Genomic DNA, 20,068 nt, shown 5'->3' with positions numbered 1-20,068 from the left:
CCTTTAGCCGCCATCATTTCCCACGCGGCCATCACCTTATTTCCTACGGAGTACGCCTTGCGTCTGTTTCACACCTCCGACTGGCACCTTGGGCAGAACCTGCACGGCCAGGAGCGCGACTTTGAGCACGCCTGTTTCCTCGAATGGCTGTTGCGCCAGCTGAAGCTGGACCAGCCCGATGTGCTGCTGATCGCCGGCGATATCTTTGACACCGTCAACCCGCCGGTCAAAGCCCAGGAGCGCCTCTACGATTTCATCGTCAGCGCCCATGAGCAGCAACCTTTGCTGACCATCGTGATGATCGCTGGCAACCACGATTCCGGCTCGCGGATCGAACTGCCCGCGCCGTTGATGCGGCGCTTGCGCACTCACGCCCTCGGTCGTGTGCTGTGGCTCGATGACGGCCAACTGGACGCTGAACGCCTGCTGCTGCCGCTGCCCGACGCCTCTGGCGAAATTGCCGGTTGGTGCCTGGCGCTGCCGTTTCTGCGCCCCGCCGAAGTTACCGGCGCACAGCTGGGCGACAACTACTTGCGCGGGATTGGCCAGGTGCATGAATGGCTGATCGAAGCGGCCAACGCCAAGCGCAAGCCGGGCCAGGCGCTGATCGCCATCAGCCATGCGCACATGGCAGGCGGTTCGGTCTCGGAAGACTCCGAGCGCAGCCTGATCATCGGCAACGCCGAAGCCCTGCCCGCCAGTCTGTTCGGGCCGAGCATCAGTTACGTTGCCCTTGGCCATCTGCACAAGCCGCAGAAGGTCAATGGCGAAGAGCGCATCCGCTACAGCGGCTCGCCCATTCCGCTGTCGTTCTCCGAGATCGGCTATCAGCATCAAATCCTCGACATCACGCTCGACGGCGAAACCCTGATCAGCGTCGAACCGAAGCTGATTCCCCGCGCCATCAACCTGCAACGCATCGGCCCGGCGCCGTTGGCGGACATCCTCCTGCAACTGGCCGACCTGCCGAATATCGATCTGCTGGCCGACATCCAGCGCCAGCCGTGGCTGGAAGTGCGGGTGCGTCTCGATGAACCGCAACCCGACTTGCGCCACCAGGTTGAAACTGCCCTGCAAGGCAAAGCCGTGCGCCTGGTGCGCATCGCCGCCGAATACGCCGGAAACGGCAGCCGCGATGGCGTCGATGACAGCACCACCCTGGTCGAACTCGATCAACTCACGCCGCAGGAGCTGTTCAGCCGCGCGTGGCAGGACAGCTATGGCAGCGAGGTCGATGAGCAAACGCTGAAGGACTTTGCCGAGTTGTTGCAAGACGTGCAGATGGAGAGCGAACAGCCATGAAAATCCTCGCGATCCGCCTGAAAAACCTCGCCTCCCTGGCCGGGCCGTTTGAAATTGATTTCACCGCTGAGCCATTGGCCAGTGCCGGTCTGTTCGCGATTACGGGGCCGACCGGTGCCGGCAAAAGCACACTGCTTGATGCCTTGTGCCTGGCGCTGTTTGGCGCCGTGCCGCGCCTGAGCAATGCTCAAGTGTCCGCTAAAGCGCCGGATGCCGACGGTGAAATCAGCACCGGCGACCCGCGCACGCTGCTGCGTCGCGGCACGGGTGAAGGCTATGCCGAAGTTGATTTCGTCGGCATCGATGGCCGCCGCTACCGTGCGCGCTGGGAAGCCAATCGCGCACGGGAAAAGGCCGGTGGCAAGCTGCAAGCCAGTCGTCAGAGTTTGCGCGACATCGATCAGGATCAACTGCTGGCGAGCCAGAAAGTCGAGTTCAAAACCCAACTCGAAGCCGTACTGGGCCTGAACTTCGAGCAGTTCACCCGCGCCGTGTTGCTCGCCCAGAGTGAATTCAGTGCGTTCCTCAAGGCCAATGACAACGAACGCAGCGAACTGCTGGAAAAGCTCACCGACACCGCGCTCTACACCCAACTCGGGCGCCGCGCGTTCGACAAGACCAAAGAAGCACGCGAAGCCCACAAGCTGTTGCAGGATCAGGCCACGGGCGTGACGCCACTGTCGCCCGAAGCGCGGGTCGAGCTGGATGAGCGCTTTAATGAGGCGCAGCAACAGCTGAAGACTCAACAGGCGCAGCTCAAACAACTTGAGTTGCAGCACACCTGGCTCAAGGAGTTGCGTCAACTACAGGACCAACAGCAGAGCGCCGCCGAGCAACTGACCGGTGCTCAGCAACATTGGGACGGTCTTGCCGACCAACGCTTGAAGCTGACGCGCCTGGAGCAACTGGCCCCGCAACGCCATCAATTTGCGCGAACAACCGAACTCACCACGCAGCTCACGCCGCTGGCAGCGCAGATCCAGCAGCACATCGAGCAGCAAACCGCGCTGAACGAACGGCAAGCACAACTCGAGGCCAGTCTGAGCGCTGCGCAGGCTGCACTGGTCGAGGCGCAAAGCCAACACGCCGCCAATGCACCGTTGCTGCGACAGGCCTTTGAAGAACAGAGCACCCTCGCCCGCCTGGTCAAGGAAACCGCCACCAGCGCCGACCTCAAGCAACACGCCGAACAGGCCTGCGTTCAAGGGCAGAGCACCATTCAAGGCCTGCTTGAGCAACAGCAGCAAGTGGCCGCGCGCCTGCAACGGATGGCCGGAGAGCTGGAACAGAGCGTTCACCTGGCGCCGTTGAGCGATGCGTGGAATGCCTACCGCGATCGCCTGCAACAACTGATGTTGATCGGCAATCGCTTGAACAAAGGCCAGGCGGAATTGACCGCCCTGGAGCACAACGCCACCCGCGCCAGCGAAGAATTGACCGCGCAAAAGCAACAGCTGGAAGTGCTCTACAAAGAAGCCGGTGCCGAGCCTGAAGCGGTGGCCGAACAGATCCAGTTGCTCGGCACCCTGTTGCAGGACAACCGCAAACAACTCCGTGCGTTCGAGGAGCTGACAAGGCTGTGGGCCAGTCAGCAAGACCTGGACAAGCGCAGCGCCGAACTGCACCAGCGCCAACTCACGGCCCAGCAGGCGCGTGATCGCCTGACGCAGGACGGTGTGAAGGCCAAGAATGAATTGGCGGTCGCCGAACAGACCCTGAGCGTCACCCGCGAACTGCTGGAGCGTCAGCGTCTGGCCCGCAGCGCCAGTGTCGAAGAGTTGCGCGGGCAGTTGCAGGACGATCAACCGTGCCCGGTGTGTGGCAGCGCTGACCATCCTTATCATCAGCCCGAAGCGCTGTTGCAAAGCCTCGGTCGGCATGATGAAAGCGAACAGGCCAACGCGCAGAAAGCCGTCGATCTGTTGAAGGAAAAACTCACCGACTTGCGCGGCGAAGTGGGTGGTTTGATTGCTCAGCAAAAAGAGCTGCTGCAACAGCAAGAACAGCTCGTGACACAACAGCAGGGCCTGACACCAAGCCTCGAAGCGCACCCGCTGTCAGCCCAACTGCTGGCCCAGGACGCCGTCAAGCGTGACGCATGGCTGGCCCAGCAAAACAGCCAGTTGAACCAAAGCATCACGCAAGACGAACAACGCCAAACCGCCCTGCTCACCCTGCAACAGGACGCCGCGCGCCTACAGCAGCAACTGCGCAACGCGGAGTCGGCCAGCCAGCAGGCCACTCAACACCTGGTCAACCAGCAACGCGAGTTGAGCAGTGATCGCCAGCGTCTGGACGAGGAACTGACTGCGTTTAGCACCTTGCTGCCGGCAGACACCCTGCAAGCCTTGCGCAGCGAACCAGCCGCGACGTTCATGCAACTCGACCGGCAGATCGCCCAACGCCTGGAGCAACTCGACCAGCAGCGCGACGAACTGAGCGAGCAGCAGCAACGCCAGCAGACGCTGGAGAAAGAACAGGACCGCCAACTGACACGCGTCCAGCAACTGGACGCGACTCAGCAGCAGTTCAACGCGCTCGCCGAGCAGCAACAGGCTTGCCAGCACAAACTATCGCAATTGTTGGGCGAGCACCGCAGCGCCGAGCACTGGCTGGAGCAATTGGACAAGGCCGTCGAACAGGCCCGTCATGCCCAAACCTCGGCCTCTCAGGAACTGCAAAGTGTGCTCACGCGCCTGGTGCAATTGGCCGCCGAGCTCAAGGCACAGCAAGATCGCTCACTGGCGTTGGAAGCCGAAAACCGTGAGTTGGCGGGCAAGATTGCCGACTGGCGCGCCCAGCACCCGGAACTGGACGACGCCGGCCTGGAAACCCTGCTGAGCGTCGACGATCAGCAGGTCAGTGAACTGCGCGAACACTTGCAGCACAGTGAAAAAGCCATTGAGCAGGCCAAGGTTCGCGTGCAGGAGCGCGATCAGCGCCTGCTCAATCATCAGGCGCAACACAATGGCAACCTCGACGCCGAGCAATTGGCCACGGCCCTCACCGACGTGCAAAACCTGTTTGCCGCCAGCGAACACCGCTGCGCCGAACTGCGCGCCGAACAGGCCGAGGATCAGCGCCGGCAGAACGCCAATCAGGCCCTGGCCCAGCAGATCGCCGATGCTTACACCGAGTTCCAGCGCTGGGCACGCCTGAATGCGTTGATCGGTTCGGCCACCGGCGATACCTTCCGCAAAATCGCCCAGGCCTACAACCTTGATCTGCTGGTGCATCACGCCAACGTGCAGTTGCGCCAACTGGTGCGCCGTTATCGGTTGAAGCGCGGCGGTAGCATGCTGGGGTTGCTGGTGATGGACACCGAGATGGGCGATGAACTGCGCTCGGTGCATTCGCTGTCCGGCGGCGAGACATTCCTGGTGTCGCTGGCGCTGGCCCTGGGTCTGGCGTCGATGGCGTCGAGCACGCTGAAAATCGAGTCGCTGTTCATCGACGAAGGCTTCGGCAGCCTCGATCCGGAGTCCCTGCAATTGGCCATGGACGCGCTCGACGGCTTGCAAGCCCAGGGCCGCAAGGTGGCGGTGATTTCCCACGTTCAGGAAATGCACGAACGGATTCCGGTGCAGATTCAGGTCCATCGCCAGGGCAATGGCTTGAGCACCCTGGAGGTGAAATGAATACGCTGTATTCCTTCCGCCGCTGCCCCTACGCCATGCGCGCCCGCATGGCGCTGCGCTACGCGGGGGTCGCGGTGAACATTGTCGAAGTCAGCCTCAAGGCCAAACCCGCCGAGATGCTCGCCCTGTCGAGCAAAGGCACGGTGCCGGTGCTGGACGCGGATGGCCGGGTCATCGATGAAAGCCTGGCGATCATGCATTGGGCGTTGGCGCAGAACGATCCGCAAGACTGGTTGCTCAACGAGGATGCCGCCGGACAAGCGCGCATCGCCGCCCTGATCGAGACGAACGATCAGGCGTTCAAGGTGCATCTGAATCGCTACAAATACGCCGAACGCTACCCCGAGCAACCGATGGCGGTTTATCGGGCCGAAGGTGAGGCGTTTTTGCGCACGCTTGACGCATTGCTGGAGGGTCGCGATTACTTGCTGGCGGACCATCCAAGCCTGGCAGATGTCGCCTTGATGCCGTTCGTGCGCCAATTCGCCCACGTCGATCGCGAGTGGTTCGCGCAGACGCCATACGTGCGGCTGCAGGCCTGGTTGCAGCGGTTTCTGGAGTCAGACCTGTTTACCGGCGTGATGCACAAGTAACCCCTGTAGCAGCTGGCGCAGCCTGCGTCCGGCTGCGCAGCAGTCGTAAAATCAGCGCATGCGGTGTATCAGACAAACCGAGCAAGCCGGATTTACGACTGCTGCGCAGTCGGACGCAGACTGCGCCAGCTGCTACAGGATCGCGTTGTCTGGGGGATTCAGGCGAACACTTCACACATCTGCAACACCGAGCAGTCCACCTGGAACGGCCCGAAGAAATCGACCTGGCGTTTGATCGGCGGATTGCCGGCCAGCAGCCCCATGGCCTTTTGCGTTTCGATGTTGCGAGAGAGGTCGTGTTTGGCCTCGATCGAGCGTGCCACGGAACCTACTGAGCCCTGCCCTATTCCCAGTAACGAAAATCCATTGGTGATGAAGGCCAGGAAGGCAATCACCCAGAGATTGCGCCCTTTCATGCCCCGACCACTCCCGCCAGCTCTACGTGTTCAACCCCTGCGTTTTGCGCACGGTGTTCGAACTGGATGGCGGGATAAGCGACCTGAATCGGCGCGTCGGTGGTGTAGTGCGATTGAGCCGAGAGGCTGAAGACCAACACCATCGCCACGTAAAGACCGATGGCCAGGTAGGCGCCGTGTTTGGCAGAAGTGAGGATTGAAYGGGCCATGGTGATCTCCGTGGGCATGTGTCGATGCGCACAGAATCAATCAAAAAAGCCGTAGCAACCACTCAGGGTTATCCATAGTGACCATCAGCTTCGTTGATCATTAAGCCCGTCTATTTCAGTCTTCGATAAAACTCATCAAGCGCTCACGGGCCGCATCCGGCTCGTCTGGAACGGGCTGGGCAGTCGAAGAAATGGGGGCGGAATAGAGGAAAAGAAGAACCACTGCCAGACGCATCGCCATGCTATCGATCCCTTGTTTTTAGAATTGGACTGAAAAAGGCAGCGTCCAATCTAAACATATGGCCATGTGATATCAAGGCGCACGTTAATGGCAATGTGATGCTGTCGTAAACGCGCTATGCAGGAGCGACATCACTCAGGTTTCTCGAAGCTGTTCAGCTTGATCGACGTCAGTGACTTCGCTCCTGCATAAAAGGTGCAGGGCTGAAATTTCAGTGTTGGGTTTTGTGATCCAGGGCGGCGTAGAAGTTGGCGCTCTGTTGCAGGTATTTCTGGGTGTAGCTCTGGGCGTGGGATTTTTTGTCGCTGATTTCAACGTTGGCACTGGCTGGCAGCGCAACGGAGGCAGAGATGGCAGAAGCGGCGATAACGGAGAAGAGATTGAAGTTCATGGCGGTATTCCTCGTGTTCAGTTGGCTTGCTTGCCCGGTGGGGCCGTGAAGCAAACTTAACCTTCGAGGCTCGGCATCTTGAAATGCTTTGTAGCATTAGCAGATATCAGCAGCATTAATAGAAGGATGCAGGCCCCTTGAACCGGGGCCTGCGGCCTATTGACGCAGCAGGAACTTGAGATCGCTGGGTGCGTCCATCGGCAATTTCTGCACGGTTTTACCCAGCAAACCGGTCTTGGCATCGCGTTCGACGACGACAATCTGGTTGCTCTTCTGATTGGCAATCAACACGAAATGGCCACTGGGATCGAGGCTGAACTCACGCGGATGATCACCTTCCACTGAGCGACGTTGCAGTTCCTTCAGGTGGCCGGTCGCAGGGTCGATGGCGAACACCAGCAACTGATTGGCGGTGCCGCGGTTGCTGACATAGAGGAATTTGCCATCCGCCGAAGCATGCAGCGCCGCGGCTGCTTTATCGGACACAGGCTGGCCGGCCGCCAGGTCGATCATTTGTGTTTGCTCAAGTGTGCCGTCCTTGTAATCGAACACGGCCACCTGCGCACTCATCTCCATGGTCAGCCAAGCGTGCTTGCCATCGGCACTGAACAGCAAATGACGCGGCCCACTGCCCGGCGGCAACGGCACGAACGCAGGCGTTGCAGGCGTTAATGGCAGGTCCGGATTGGCTTTGGGGTCGAAGCGGTAAACAAAGACCTTGTCTGCCCCCAGGTCATTGGAGAACACGTAATGGCCGTCCGGCGAGGAGACGGTCGAATGCACGTGCGCCGACAGCTGCCGCTCGGGATTGACCCGACTCGCGGGATGACTGCTCATCTGCACCACAGGTTTCAGCGTGCCATCAGCGCCCACCGGCAACACCGCGAGCGTGCCGCCTGGATCTTCAGCTACCGAGTAGTTGCTGACAAACAAATGACTGGCATCACCGCTGAGGCTTGAATGCGTCGGCTCATTGCCCAGGCTTTGCACCTGATTGATCAGGCTCAGCGCATGGGTCTTGGGATCGATCACAAAACTGCTGACGCGCCCGACCGGGTCTTTCTGCCCCGGGCCGTTTTCGTTGACCACGAACAGGTGACGCTGATCCTTGGCCAGGGTCAGCCACGAAGGGTTTTCGCTGTTGACCACTTGCAGTGGCCGGGCGTTGATCTGCCCGGTCGAGCTGTCGAAGTTCAGGCGATAAATCCCCTGGCTCTCACCGGCCGTGTAGGAGCCGACCAGCAACTGAAGGTTGTCGGCCGACGCAACCTGAACGCCCATCGCGCCGATACTGCCGGCCATCAACAGGGGCCAGAGATTACGCATCCTCCGGCTCATCATCGTCGTCATGACCACCAATAGCGGTCAAGCACACCAGGCGGTGCTCGCCGGAATCGCCAGTGATCACCCAGCTTTGCAGAGTCGGATCGAAGGTCGCAGCCTGAACCTGCGCTGGAGTGAACTCCCAATGCTTGGACACTCGGCCGTCCATGCATTCGATGTGCAGGTTGTCGAATTCATCAAGGGAAAATTCAAATGCGTGCAACCCGTCGATTTCCACCATGTCGCAGTGTTCGAGGGTTTCAAGCAAGGTGTCGGTTACGGCAGTCATGGCAATCAATCTTTAAATGGGAAAAACGCAATGATAGCTCAAAGCGCGGGCAGCCCAGTGCCGACCGCAAAACGCCGGCTCAACACAGAACAAATGTGGGAGCGGGCTTGCCCGCGATTACGATTTAACATTCAACATCAATGCTGGCTGTCAGTCCGCCATCGCGGGCAAGCCCGCTCCCACAGGGGGGAACGATCAGCTACAGCGCTTCCCGGGACGGTTGCCCATCCACCAACCGCTGGATACGCAGCGGATTGCCATTCTTCAGCGGCTCCGGCAACAGGCTGTCCGGGTAGTTCTGGAAGCACACCGGGCGCAGAAAACGGTCGATCGCCAAGGTGCCCACCGACGTGCCGCGCGCATCCGACGTTGCCGGGTACGGCCCGCCGTGGACCATCGCATCGCAGACTTCCACACCGGTCGGATAACCGTTGAGCAGAATCCGTCCGACCTTTTGCTCCAGCAGCGCCGTCAACTCGCCGAACTGTTCAAAGTCCGCCGGGTCGCCAATGATCGTCGCCGTCAGTTGCCCATGGAGCCCCTTCAGCGCTGCGTTGAGTTGCGCCTGATCAGCCACTTCCACCACCACCGTGGTCGGGCCGAACACTTCTTCCTGCAAGACTTCGTCGCCGCTGATCAACAGGCTGGCGTCAGCCTTGAACAGTTGTGGCTGAGCCTGCGTGCCCTGTTGTGTATTGCCTGCCAGATGGGTGATGCCGGGATGAGCGTTGAGCTTGTCCAGGCCATGGCCATAGCTGCTCAAGGTTCCTGCATTGAGCATGGTTTGCGCCGGCTGATCGTTGATCATCCACGCAACTTGCTGCACGAACGCACTGAACTGCGGTGAACGAATGCCGATCACCAGCCCCGGATTGGTGCAGAACTGGCCACAGCCTTGAACCACCGATGCCGTCAGGTCACGGGCGATGGTTTGCGCCCGGGCTTCCAGCGCCTGTGGCAACACGATCACCGGGTTGATGCTCGACATCTCGGCGAACACCGGGATGGGATGCGCACGCGCGGCGGCCATGTCGCACAAGGCGCGACCGCCCTTCAGCGAGCCGGTAAAGCCCACTGCTTGAATCACCGGATGCTTGACCAGCGCTGCGCCGACCCCGCCCCCGTAGATCATGTTGAACACACCGGCCGGCATGCCGGTTTTTTCCGCGGCGCGCAGTATCGCGTCAGCCACCCATTCGGCGGTGGCCATGTGACCGCCATGCGCCTTGAACACCACCGGGCAACCCGCCGCCAGGGCCGAGGCGGTGTCGCCGCCAGCCGTCGAAAACGCCAAGGGAAAGTTGCTGGCACCAAACACTGCGACCGGGCCGACGCCGATGCGGTATTGGCGCAGGTCCGGGCGAGGCAACGGTGTGCGCTCGGGCAACGCCTTGTCGATTCGCGCAGCGTAAAAATCGCCACGGCGCAGCACTTTGGCGAACAACCGCATCTGGCCACTGGTGCGACCGCGTTCGCCCTGGATTCGTCCGGCGGGCAACGCGGTTTCGCGACAGACCACGGCGACAAAGTCATCGCCGAGGGCATCGAGTTCATCGGCGATGGCGTCCAGAAACTGCGCCCGTCGCTCGGCACTCAAGCTGCGAAAGGCCGGATACGCCGCGCCGGCAGCCGTGGCGGCGGCGTCCACTTCTTGCTCGGTGGCCTGATAAAACTCATGAGGCAAGGCCTCGCCCGTGGTGGCGTCGACGCTCTGGAGTTTGACGGTGCCCGTCGCACTGCGCAGACCGCCGATGTAATTGTGACCAAGGATCTGGGTCATACGGATCTCCTTAAAGGCTGCCAACGGTGCCGGGTTCGAATGCCGCTTCAACCGGCGCAATGCCGTTGATCAGCGGTGCGCCGAATTCGGCCTGGCTGATTTCGAATACATCACCCGGTCGGGTGCGGATGCCATCGGCAAACGACAGCGTCGCGGTGCCGAAGAAATGAATGTGCACGTCCCCCGGGCGCAGGAACTGGCTGTATTTGAAATGGTGGTACTCAAGGTTTTCCAGGCTATGGCACATGTTGGCTTCGCCGCTGAGAAACTCGTTCTGCCACAGCACTTCACCGTCACGCAGGATGCGACTGGTGCCGGCCAGGTGTGGCGGCAAATCACCGACGCGAAGTTCCGGACCATAACTGCAACTGCGCAATTTGGAGTGCGCCAGGTACAGGTAATTTTTTCGCTCCATAACGTGATCGGAGAACTCGTTACCGACCGCATAACCGAGGCGATAAGGCTTGCCATCGTGGCCGATGACGTAGAGGCCGGCGAGTTCCGGCTCTTCGCCCGCGTCTTCGGCGAAGGGCGGCAGCGGGAACGGCTTGCCCGGCCGAACGACGATGCTGCCGTCGCCCTTGTAGAACCATTCCGGTTGCACACCGGCCTGCCCTGCTTGCGGTTTTCCGCCTTCCACGCCCCATTTGAAGATGCGCATGGTGTCGGTCATGGCCGCTTCGTCACCGGCGTGTTGATGCATCTTGTCCCGGGCCGAAGCGCTGCCCAAGTGGGTCAGGCCCGTACCGCTGACCAGCATGTGTGCCGCGTCCGGGTGATCCAGTGGCGGCAGGATACGCAACGTGGCCAGCAACTCGGCGTAGTCGTGGCTGATGCCCAGGCCGAGGACTTTCACCTGTTGCGCCAGATCAGTGCCCGCCTCAATTGCTGCCAACGCCAGGTCGCGGACTGTGTGCGCATCCTGCACTTCACGCACCAGACCGCCCTCGACGACGCCGACGCGACGCTCGCCGTTACTCAATTCGAACTGAACCAAACGCATGGTTTTCTCCTGTAAACAATTCTTCAAAACACCGCTAACCCCCTGTAGGAGCAAAGCTTGCTCGCGATTGCGACCTGACAGATGACATCGATGCTGAATGTTCTGCCGCCATCGCGAGCAAGCTCTGCTCCTACAGGTTTTGTGTCAGGAACGGGTTGCGCCGCGCGCACTGGCGGCAAACTGATCAGCCGGCAGCACTTGCTTGCGCTCCAGCAACCGATAGACCACGCCGGTCAGCACCAACCCGAACACCATCACGCAGGACAGGAAATACAGCCCCGACGCGAGGTTGCCGGTGTACTCCTTCAGCGCACCGATCACGAACGGACCGATGTAACCGCCGAGGTTGCCCACCGAGTTGATCAGGGCGATACCGGCCGCCGCGCTGGCGCCGGCAAAGAAACGCCCCGGCAAGGTCCAGAACACCGCCGTGCAGGAAAACAGCGCAAACGCCACCAGGCACAGGGCCGCCAGTTGCAGCACCGGCACGGTCAGCCAGGCGCTGAGGAACAGGCCGATGGCACCCAGCACATACAAGACGGCCAGATGTCCGTAGCGATCATTCAAACGGTCGGAACTGCGCGGAATGATCAGCAGGCCGACGATCCCGAAGATGTACGGCACCGCCGAAACGAAACCGGTGACCAGGTCGCTGCCGCCAAACTGCTTGATCAAGGTCGGCAACCACAGGCCCAGGCCATAGATGCTCAACGTCACCGGCAGATAAAACAGCGCCAGCAGCAAGACTCGCTTGTCTTTGAGCGCATGCAACGGGTTGCCGTGGCGGGTCTGGCCGTATTCCTCAAGGTCTTTTTTCAGCTCGCCGGCGAGCCAGTCCTTCTCGGCCTGGTCCATCCATTTCACTTGCTGCGGGCCATCAGGCAGGTAACGCAGCACCGGCCAGGTCAGCAGGATCGCCGGCGTGCCAATGACGATGAACAACCACTGCCAGCCGTGCAAACCGAGCGTGCCGTCCATGCCCAGCAAACCGCCGGACACCGGGCCGGTGACCATCATTGCGATCGGTTGGGAAAGGATGAACAGGCCGAGGATTTTGCCGCGATGGCGAATCGGGAACCACTGAGTGATGTAGTACAGAACACCCGGAAAGAACCCGGCTTCCGCCGCACCGAGCAGAAAGCGCATCACATAGAAGCTGTTCGGCCCCTGGACGAACGCCATGCCGATGGTGATGGCGCCCCAGGTGACCATGATCCGCGCAAACCAGCGTCTCGCGCCGAAACGGTCGAGCATCAGGTTGCTGGGAATTTCCAGCAGGAAGTAGCCGATGAAAAACAACCCGGCACCCAGACCGTAAGCGGCATCACCGAGGCCAATGTCGGCGCCCATGTGCAACTTGGCAAACCCCACTGCGGAGCGATCCACATAGGCGATCAGGTACAGCAGGATCAGGAAGGGAATCAGTTTCAGCGTGATGCGGCGGATAAGCCGCAGTTCCTGGCTCATGAGATCGGTCTCCGATTGTTGTTGTTATAGAACCTCGGGGGACGCCTCTCGCCAAAAATCGCCAGGACCATCCCTCCGTTGAAAACGACTATATAGTAATACTAATTACCCAACAACACTTCCAAACCCGCGAATTTGAGCTTATGTTACGCCTCATCCAGAACCATATAGTCATACAATAAGAGAATCGATCATGTCTGATAAGAAACCCACCCTGCGCTCCGCCCAATGGTTTGGTACCGCCGACAAGAACGGCTTCATGTACCGCAGCTGGATGAAGAATCAGGGCATCGCCGACCACCAATTCCAAGGTAAGCCGATTATCGGCATCTGCAACACCTGGTCGGAACTGACCCCGTGCAACGCGCACTTCCGTCAGATTGCGGAGCACGTCAAACGCGGGGTGATCGAAGCCGGGGGCTTTCCAGTGGAATTCCCGGTGTTCTCCAACGGCGAATCCAACCTGCGCCCTACCGCCATGTTCACCCGTAACCTCACGAGCATGGACGTCGAAGAAGCCATTCGCGGCAACCCGATTGATGGCGTGGTGCTGCTGACCGGTTGCGACAAAACCACCCCGGCCCTGCTGATGGGCGCAGCCAGTTGCGACGTGCCAGCCATCGTCGTCACTGGCGGACCGATGCTCAATGGCAAGCACAAGGGTCAGGACATCGGCTCGGGCACTGTGGTCTGGCAGCTCAGCGAGCAGGTCAAGGCCGGCACCATCACCCTCGACGATTTCCTCGCGGCCGAGGGCGGCATGTCCCGATCGGCCGGCACCTGCAACACCATGGGCACGGCCTCCACCATGGCGTGCATGGCCGAAGCACTGGGCACGTCCCTGCCCCACAACGCAGCCATTCCGGCGGTCGACTCACGCCGCTATGTACTGGCGCACATGTCCGGCATGCGCGCGGTGGAGATGGTCCGCGAAGACTTGAAGCTGTCGAAAATCCTCACCAAGGAAGCCTTCGAAAACGCCATCCGTGTCAACGCGGCAATCGGTGGTTCCACCAACGCGGTGATCCATTTGAAAGCCATTGCCGGCCGTATTGGCGTGCAACTGGACCTGGATGACTGGACCCGCATCGGTCGTGGCATGCCGACCATTGTCGACCTGCAACCGTCCGGGCGCTTCCTGATGGAAGAGTTCTACTACGCCGGTGGCCTGCCCGCCGTGCTGCGTCGCCTGGGCGAAGCGAACCTGATTCCCAACCCGAACGCCTTGACCGTCAACGGCAAGACCCTCGGTGAGAACACCAAGGACGCGCCGATTTATGGTCAGGATGAAGTGATCCGCACCCTCGACAACCCGATCCGCGCCGACGGCGGCATCTGTGTCTTGCGCGGCAACCTGGCCCCCCTGGGCGCAGTGCTCAAGCCGTCCGCCGCCACGCCGCAATTGATGCAACATCGTGGGCGCGCAGTGGTGTTTGAAAACTTCGACATGTACAAGGCACGGATCAACGATCCGGAACTCGACGTCGACGCCAACTCGATTCTGGTCATGAAAAACTGCGGACCCAAGGGTTATCCGGGCATGGCCGAAGTCGGCAACATGGGCTTGCCGGCCAAGTTGCTGGCCCAGGGCGTGACGGACATGGTGCGTATTTCCGATGCGCGCATGAGTGGCACCGCGTATGGCACCGTGGTGCTGCACGTCGCGCCAGAAGCGGCCGCTGGCGGACCATTGGCCGCGGTGAAAGAAGGCGACTGGATCGAACTGGACTGCGCCAGCGGCCGTCTGCACCTGGACATTCCGGACGCCGAACTGGCGGCGCGCATGGCCGACCTGCAACCACCGCAACAGATGATCCTTGGCGGATATCGTCAGCTGTACATCGACCATGTGCTGCAGGCGGATCAGGGTTGCGACTTTGACTTCCTGGTGGGCTGCCGCGGGGCTGAAGTGCCGCGCCATTCTCACTGACCCACCCGACCGATCGTTCCCGCGCTCTGCGTGGGAACGCCTCAAGGGACGCTCCGCGTCCCCCCGAAACAAGTGACGCAGAGCGTCACGAGCGGCATTCCCACGCGGAGCGTTGGAACGATCATGAACAAGGCATTCGCTGACTTCTGATCTGATGAATGCCCGTCGTGCCTGTTATCATGCGCGACACCTCCATCGCACAGGATCGCGCCGTTCCCCATGGATTACCGCAAACCCTCCGACCGTAAAAGCATGCACTCGCGCATTGTCCAGGAGCTGGGCATGCAGATCGTTTCCGGGCGCTTCAAACCGGACGACAAACTGCCCGCAGAAGCCCTGCTGTGTGAGGAGTACGCGGTCAGCCGCCCGGTACTGCGAGAGGCCACCCGGGTATTGGTCGCCAAAGGCCTGGTGTATTCGCGTCCACGCGTCGGCACTGTGGTCAAGCCGCGCAAAGACTGGCACATGCTCGACCCCGATGTGCTGCATTGGCTGATGCAGAGCAGCCCGCAGAATCAATTTTTCGACCTGCTGACCAGTGTTCGCGCCATCATCGAACCCGCTGCAGCTGCCCTCGCCGCGCAGTTCGCGACCGATGCGGACATCGCCTCCATCGGTGAAGCCTACCAACGCATGGAAGCCGCCCCGACTCCGGAAGCACTGCTGCAACCCGATCTGGATTTCCACAGCCGAATCGCCGACGCCACCCACAACGATCTGTTGGCCAACCTGTGCAACATGCTGTCAGTGGCGATTGCCGAAGCGTTGAAGCATTCCAACCAGCGGCCGAACCTGCATGAACTGGCGCTGCCCCGGCACAAGGCAATCCTCACCGCCATCGAGAATCGCGATGCGCTCGGCGCACGGCACGCGACGCTGGTGCAGCTCGATGATGCACGCAGTGCGTTGAATGTGGTCTTGGGTAGCGATCCCAACTGACCCAACACATTCCAACTGTTGGAGAAATCCCCAGTAGGAGCAGAGCTTGCTCGCGATGTCGGAGTGTCAGTCAACATAGATGTTGAATGTTCTACCGCCATCGCGAGCAAGCTCTGCTCCTACAGGGTTTAGTGTTGAATTCGGAATGAAAAAAGCCGCAACCAAGGTTGCGGCTTTTTTATTTCAGGCAAGGATCAGTGAGCGAACAGCGAGTTGCCCTTCTGCCCGGCCAGTTTCTCCGGTTTGATCAGGAAACGGGCCAGCGCAGGCAGCAGCCACAGCGCACCGAACATGTTCCAGAGCAGCATGAAGGTCAGCATCAGGCCCATGTCAGCCTGGAACTTGATGGCCGAGAAGATCCAGGTGCACACACCGATGGCCAGGCACAAACCGGTGAACAGCACGGCTTTACCGGTGGACTTGAGCGTCTGGTAATAGGCTTCCTGCAACGGCAGGCCGGCACGCAGGAAACTTTCCAGGCGGCTGTAGATGTAGATGCCGTAGTCCACGCCAATCCCCACACCCAGCGCCACCACCGGCAGGGTCGCGACTTTCACGCCGATGCCCATGAAGGCCATCAGGGCGTTGCCGAGTACCGACGTCAACACCAGAGGCAAGACGATGCACAAGGTCGCCGCCCACGAGCGGAAGGTGATCATGCACATGGTCGCAACGCAGATGTAGACGAGGATCAGGATGGTCAGCTCGGACTCCTTGATCACCTCGTTGGTGGCCGCTTCGATCCCTGCGTTACCGGCGGCGAGGATGAATTCCAGGCCGTCCTTGTTGTTCTCCTTGGCGAAGTCCTGCACCGCATGGACGGCGCGATCAAGGGTCGCCGCCTTGTGATCGTTGAGGAACACCAGCACGGGTGCCAGGGAGCAGCTGTTGTTGTACAGGCCATCGGCACGGGCGATGGAGTTGTTCAACACGTCCGGGTTACGCGACAGGGTTTCCCATTTCAGGTTGCCCTCGTTCATGCCCTTGATCATCTGCTTGGACACGGTCACCAGAGAGATCGCCGACTGCACGCCCTCGGTGTTCTGCATCTTCCACATCAGCTCGTCGATGGGCCTCATGGCTTCGTAGCGCGAGCAGCCTTCAGCCTTGGTCTTGACCATCACCACCAACACGTCGGAACTGGTGGAGTAGTTGCTGATGATGAAGTTGTTGTCCTTGTTGTAGCGCGAATCCGGACGCAGTTCAGGTGCGCCCTGATCGAGGTCACCGATTTTCAGGTTCTGGCTGTACCAGAGGCCGCCACCAAAGGCCAGCAAGGCCAGCACGATGGACACCGGCGCAACTTTCGGGCTGGCAAAGTTCGACAGCAGGCGCCAGAACGGGTGCTCGCGGTGTGCGTCTTTCTTGCTACGTTCAACGGCGCGCTTGCTGATACCGACGTAGGAAATCGCCACCGGCAGCAGGATCAGGTTGGTAAACACGATCACCGCCACGCCGATGGACGCGCCGATGGCCAGTTCACGAATCACACCGATATCAATGATCAGCAGCGTGATGAAACCCACCGCATCCGCAAGGATCGCGATCATCCCCGGCAGGAACAGTTGACGGAACGTGCGTCGCGCAGCGGTCAGCGCGTTGTCGGCCTCGCTGGATTGCAAGGCAATACCGTTGATCTTCTGTACGCCGTGGGAAATACCAATGGCGAAGATCAGGAACGGCACCAGCATCGAATACGGGTCAAGCCCGAAGCCGAAGAAGTGCATCAACCCAAGCTGCCAGACCACCGCCACCAGCGTGGTACTGAGTACCGCCACGGTGCTGCGCATGCAGTTGGTGAACCAGTAGAGCAGGATCAGCGTGATGATGAAGGCAACGCCAAAGAACATCACCACCATGACCAGGCCATCGATCAGATCGCCGACTTTCTTGGCGAAACCGACGATGTGGACCTGCACGTTAGGGTTCTGCTTTTCAAACTTGTCGCGGATCTTTTCTTCCAACTGGTGGGAGAACTGACGGTAGTCCAGTGCCAGCAACTTGCCCTGGTCCTGCGGGTCCGGGTAGGACTCCAGCAGCGGGATATCGACAATGCTCGATTTGAAGTCGTTGGCCACCAGACGCCCGACCTGACCGGACTTGAGGACGTTATTGCGCAGCAGATCAAGGCTTTGCTGCGACCCGTTATAGCTCTGCGGGATCACTTCACCACCGGCGAAGCCCTCCTCTGTCACCTCGGTCCAGCGCACGCTCGGACTCCACAGCGACTTGAGGCCGGAACGGTCGACGCCGGAAATGTAGAACACCTCGTCGTTGATCTGACGCAGGGTCTCCATGTATTCCTTGGAGAAGATATCGCCGTCAGTGGCTTCTACGGAAATTCGTACCGTGTTGCCCAGGTTCGCCAGATCGTTGCGGTGCTCCATCATCTTTTGAATGAAGGGATGCTCCAGCGGGATCATTTTTTCGAAACTGGTGGATGGCCGGATCAGCGTTGCCTGCCAGAACAGGAAAATGCTGACCAACAGGCAGATCGTGATCACTGCCGGGCGGTTGTTGAAAATCAGGCGCTCAAGAAACGTCGCCTTGTCTTGGTGATGACTTGTCATGGATGTCATAGCTCCGCCCTTCTTATTATTTGCCCAGCTCTGAGCCGGTTGGCGAAGTAGCGCGAACGCCGCCCTGTCCTGCCAGAATCAGATTACCGTTGCCCGCCGCCGTGACTGCCGAAACGGAAATGCGATCCGGACGGTTGAACACGCTGAAGGTTTCGCCGTTGTCGTTGCTGCGGATCACCGAGCCGCCGTTGCCGACGATCACGATGGAGCCGTCGTCGAGCAGCGTTGCGCCCGACAACCCGAACTCCAGCGCGCCGCGAGCGGCTTTCAGCTCAACCTGTTCCCAGGTGCTGCCGAAATCCGTGGAGCGGTAGAGATTGCCGCGCAGGCCGTAAGCCAGCAGCGTATTGGCTTGCGCCGTACCGATCACGCCGAACAGCGAGCCTTGGTACGGGCCTTCAAGTTTTTCCCAGGTCTGGCCCCAATCGGCGGAGCGGAACATGCTGCCCTGTTCGCCTACGATGAACAGCCCGGCATCTTTTACAGATGCGATGCCATTGAGGTGGTACTGGTCTTCGTTATCCAGGCGGTCACTGGCGTCTTCCCAGTGTTTGCCGCCGTCGGTGGTTTCCAGCAGTGCGCCATACGCGCCCACGGCAAAGCCGCTGTTGACGTCCTTGAACCAGACGTCGAGCAACGGCGCTTCGCGTTTCAAATCTTCGAATTGCTTGGTCCAGGTGACGCCGCCGTCCTCGCTGGCGAGGATCTGTGCGTCATGACCGACGGCCCAACCGTGTTTGTCATCGACGAAAAACACCGACGTCAGCAGTGCGCGGGTCGGCACCTTGGCTTGAGCCCAGGTCGCGCCCTGGTCATCGGAATACAAAATATGCCCACGATCCCCGACCGCCACCAGGCGCTTGCCGGCGTGGACGACATCGAGCATCAGACTTTTGGCAGCCTTGGCCGATTCGATGGCATATACGGTATCGGATGCTGGCGCTGCGGCGGCCAGCACTGGTGCCGACAACACGGCACAGCCCAACAGCGAGAGCGCTGTAGCCAGCAACGCGATTTTGCGTAATGCCGGCGGGCGGCAGATACCCACACCCATGACAGGCTCACTCATAGACCTTCCCCCATTATTATTGTTAGGTCATTCAACCTTTCAGGGCGCCGTAAGGGTGCTTGTTGCGATTGGCTGTTTTGGAGTTGAGTCCTGAAACGCGCAATCTAGAGCCCCTTCGGAAGCTGGCTTATCCTATCGGGGTTTGGAAAGGTCTGACAATCGACGCCACGTTATGTTTTGTTAACCTGAGGGGGATGGGTGGCTGCTGAATAGCAAAGCATTCGGATGCGTGATTTCGATGTGTGTACATATCCGTTGCTGCGGTAACGGCTTCTGGCGGTTTCGCTCTTACAGCGACTCACTTTTCCAGACGCCGAAAAGTAAGCAAAAGGCTTCGCCCCGGCGTACGGCACTTCGCTAAAGCTCAGTGTTCCCTCGCTACGATGTCCATCAGGGGGCATCGCCTACGGTCTGCTTCGCGACGACCTCCTCTCGATGTGTGCGGCTTCGCCGCACGGCGCTACGCGCCTAACCCCCTGATGAACACCTACGCTCGGCCTGCCGAAGGGGCGAAAGATCAAAAGCAGATCAAGATCAAGATCAAAAGCCAAAAGCCAAAAGCATCGCGAGCAGGCTCGCTCCTACAATTGGACCGGGGGTCGTCTGTTAGAGACTGGTCTGCCGGCAGGTCGCCATCGCGGGCAAGCCCGGCTCCCACAGGGAATGTGTACACCGGCAAGAGATCGGTCGGCTGTCAGGCCGCCATCGCTGGCAAGCCCGCTCCCACAAAAAGCAAAACACCCCACACCCGCTCTTGCCCCTCACCACTCACCAGGCCGAGCGTTAGCTCGCCTGCAGCTTTTGATCTTGATCCACCCGCCCCTTCGGGAGGCTGAGTGGAGGTGTTCATCCGGGGAGTGGCGCGTAGCGCCGTTCGACGCAGTCGAACACGCTGCATG

The 20,068-nt window shown here is 60.2% G+C and carries 16 protein-coding genes; 5 read left to right on the top strand and 11 right to left on the bottom strand.

Annotated elements, in window-relative coordinates:
- Positions 1-57: 57 nt before the first annotated feature.
- The 3 genes from AC1D2P_RS19360 to AC1D2P_RS19350 are packed head-to-tail and all read left to right on the top strand — an operon-like array spanning position 58 to position 5,533.
- Positions 58-1,302 carry an exonuclease SbcCD subunit D C-terminal domain-containing protein gene (locus AC1D2P_RS19360; protein ID WP_477758301.1) on the top strand — a complete coding sequence of 415 codons (1,245 nt, stop codon included), beginning with the start codon at positions 58-60 and terminating at the stop codon, positions 1,300-1,302.
- Entirely contained in the window at positions 1,299-4,940 is a 3,642-nt protein-coding gene (locus tag AC1D2P_RS19355; RefSeq protein WP_477758300.1) for an AAA family ATPase, read from the top strand. The genes AC1D2P_RS19360 and AC1D2P_RS19355 overlap by 4 nt, the downstream gene beginning before the upstream one ends.
- Complete coding sequence (locus AC1D2P_RS19350; protein WP_046032145.1) at positions 4,937-5,533, top strand: glutathione S-transferase; 597 nt, start codon at positions 4,937-4,939, stop codon at positions 5,531-5,533. The genes AC1D2P_RS19355 and AC1D2P_RS19350 overlap by 4 nt, the downstream gene beginning before the upstream one ends.
- 158 nt (positions 5,534-5,691) lie before the next feature.
- Here the strand turns inward: AC1D2P_RS19350 and AC1D2P_RS19345 are convergent, their stop codons facing one another.
- The 9 genes from AC1D2P_RS19345 to AC1D2P_RS19305 form a co-directional block, all read right to left on the bottom strand.
- Positions 5,692-5,949 (bottom strand): hypothetical protein, encoded by a 258-nt coding sequence (locus tag AC1D2P_RS19345; RefSeq protein ID WP_046032144.1) that lies wholly within the window; start codon positions 5,947-5,949, stop codon positions 5,692-5,694.
- Positions 5,946-6,158, bottom strand: a complete 213-nt coding sequence (locus tag AC1D2P_RS19340; protein WP_477811547.1) for a hypothetical protein — start codon at positions 6,156-6,158, stop codon at positions 5,946-5,948. Before AC1D2P_RS19340 ends, AC1D2P_RS19345 begins: the two co-directional genes overlap by 4 nt.
- 115 nt (positions 6,159-6,273) lie before the next feature.
- Positions 6,274-6,399, bottom strand: coding sequence for a hypothetical protein (locus tag AC1D2P_RS19335; protein WP_256577230.1), 126 nt, complete (start codon positions 6,397-6,399; stop codon positions 6,274-6,276).
- 211 nt (positions 6,400-6,610) lie between these two features.
- A complete protein-coding gene (locus AC1D2P_RS19330) occupies positions 6,611-6,790 on the bottom strand; it encodes a hypothetical protein (protein ID WP_046032142.1) in 180 nt (59 codons plus the stop codon).
- A gap of 156 nt (positions 6,791-6,946) precedes the next feature.
- A complete protein-coding gene (locus AC1D2P_RS19325; protein ID WP_258665895.1) occupies positions 6,947-8,116 on the bottom strand; it encodes a lactonase family protein in 1,170 nt (389 codons plus the stop codon).
- A complete protein-coding gene (locus AC1D2P_RS19320) occupies positions 8,109-8,402 on the bottom strand; it encodes a DUF5629 family protein (protein WP_258665897.1) in 294 nt (97 codons plus the stop codon). The genes AC1D2P_RS19325 and AC1D2P_RS19320 overlap by 8 nt, the downstream gene beginning before the upstream one ends.
- Before the next feature lie 199 nt (positions 8,403-8,601).
- Positions 8,602-10,182, bottom strand: a complete 1,581-nt coding sequence (locus AC1D2P_RS19315) for an aldehyde dehydrogenase (NADP(+)) (protein WP_258665899.1) — start codon at positions 10,180-10,182, stop codon at positions 8,602-8,604.
- Between the two features lie 10 nt (positions 10,183-10,192).
- Positions 10,193-11,185, bottom strand: coding sequence for an AraD1 family protein (gene araD1 / locus AC1D2P_RS19310; RefSeq protein ID WP_109786532.1), 993 nt, complete (start codon positions 11,183-11,185; stop codon positions 10,193-10,195).
- Between the two features lie 144 nt (positions 11,186-11,329).
- Positions 11,330-12,652 carry an MFS transporter gene (locus AC1D2P_RS19305; RefSeq protein ID WP_223525473.1) on the bottom strand — a complete coding sequence of 441 codons (1,323 nt, stop codon included), beginning with the start codon at positions 12,650-12,652 and terminating at the stop codon, positions 11,330-11,332.
- A gap of 193 nt (positions 12,653-12,845) precedes the next feature.
- Here AC1D2P_RS19305 and AC1D2P_RS19300 point away from each other — a divergent pair, with 193 nt between their 5' ends.
- Together AC1D2P_RS19300 and AC1D2P_RS19295 are read left to right on the top strand one after the other, a co-directional pair.
- Positions 12,846-14,582 carry an IlvD/Edd family dehydratase gene (locus AC1D2P_RS19300; protein WP_046032136.1) on the top strand — a complete coding sequence of 579 codons (1,737 nt, stop codon included), beginning with the start codon at positions 12,846-12,848 and terminating at the stop codon, positions 14,580-14,582.
- Between the two features lie 219 nt (positions 14,583-14,801).
- The gene (locus tag AC1D2P_RS19295; RefSeq protein WP_109786535.1) at positions 14,802-15,521 is read left to right on the top strand and encodes a FadR/GntR family transcriptional regulator; all 720 of its coding nucleotides are present in this window, start codon (positions 14,802-14,804) and stop codon (positions 15,519-15,521) included.
- 194 nt (positions 15,522-15,715) lie between these two features.
- Here the strand turns inward: AC1D2P_RS19295 and AC1D2P_RS19290 are convergent, their stop codons facing one another.
- Both AC1D2P_RS19290 and AC1D2P_RS19285 read right to left on the bottom strand, forming a co-directional pair.
- Positions 15,716-18,091: an efflux RND transporter permease subunit gene (locus AC1D2P_RS19290; RefSeq protein WP_046032134.1), complete on the bottom strand. Its 2,376-nt coding sequence runs from the start codon at positions 18,089-18,091 to the stop codon at positions 15,716-15,718.
- A gap of 25 nt (positions 18,092-18,116) precedes the next feature.
- Positions 18,117-19,169, bottom strand: coding sequence for a WD40/YVTN/BNR-like repeat-containing protein (locus AC1D2P_RS19285; RefSeq protein ID WP_046032133.1), 1,053 nt, complete (start codon positions 19,167-19,169; stop codon positions 18,117-18,119).
- Positions 19,170-20,068 lie beyond the last annotated feature (899 nt).

This window comes from Pseudomonas sp. P1_F1_2 (assembly GCF_056405815.1).
Note: the sequence above shows the minus strand (reverse complement) of the source record. Positions and strands in the feature narration are given on the sequence as shown.

Coding starts and splice junctions, on each gene's coding strand:
- AC1D2P_RS19355 (WP_477758300.1), top strand. CDS start 1,299: ATGAAAATCCTCGCGATCCGCCTGAAAAACCTCGCCTCCCTGGCCGGG.
- AC1D2P_RS19350 (WP_046032145.1), top strand. CDS start 4,937: ATGAATACGCTGTATTCCTTCCGCCGCTGCCCCTACGCCATGCGCGCC.
- AC1D2P_RS19345 (WP_046032144.1), bottom strand. CDS start 5,949: ATGAAAGGGCGCAATCTCTGGGTGATTGCCTTCCTGGCCTTCATCACC.
- AC1D2P_RS19335 (WP_256577230.1), bottom strand. CDS start 6,399: ATGGCGATGCGTCTGGCAGTGGTTCTTCTTTTCCTCTATTCCGCCCCC.
- AC1D2P_RS19330 (WP_046032142.1), bottom strand. CDS start 6,790: ATGAACTTCAATCTCTTCTCCGTTATCGCCGCTTCTGCCATCTCTGCC.
- AC1D2P_RS19325 (WP_258665895.1), bottom strand. CDS start 8,116: ATGCGTAATCTCTGGCCCCTGTTGATGGCCGGCAGTATCGGCGCGATG.
- AC1D2P_RS19320 (WP_258665897.1), bottom strand. CDS start 8,402: ATGACTGCCGTAACCGACACCTTGCTTGAAACCCTCGAACACTGCGAC.
- AC1D2P_RS19315 (WP_258665899.1), bottom strand. CDS start 10,182: ATGACCCAGATCCTTGGTCACAATTACATCGGCGGTCTGCGCAGTGCG.
- araD1 (WP_109786532.1), bottom strand. CDS start 11,185: ATGCGTTTGGTTCAGTTCGAATTGAGTAACGGCGAGCGTCGCGTCGGC.
- AC1D2P_RS19305 (WP_223525473.1), bottom strand. CDS start 12,652: ATGAGCCAGGAACTGCGGCTTATCCGCCGCATCACGCTGAAACTGATT.
- AC1D2P_RS19300 (WP_046032136.1), top strand. CDS start 12,846: ATGTCTGATAAGAAACCCACCCTGCGCTCCGCCCAATGGTTTGGTACC.
- AC1D2P_RS19295 (WP_109786535.1), top strand. CDS start 14,802: ATGGATTACCGCAAACCCTCCGACCGTAAAAGCATGCACTCGCGCATT.
- AC1D2P_RS19290 (WP_046032134.1), bottom strand. CDS start 18,091: ATGACAAGTCATCACCAAGACAAGGCGACGTTTCTTGAGCGCCTGATT.
- AC1D2P_RS19285 (WP_046032133.1), bottom strand. CDS start 19,169: ATGAGTGAGCCTGTCATGGGTGTGGGTATCTGCCGCCCGCCGGCATTA.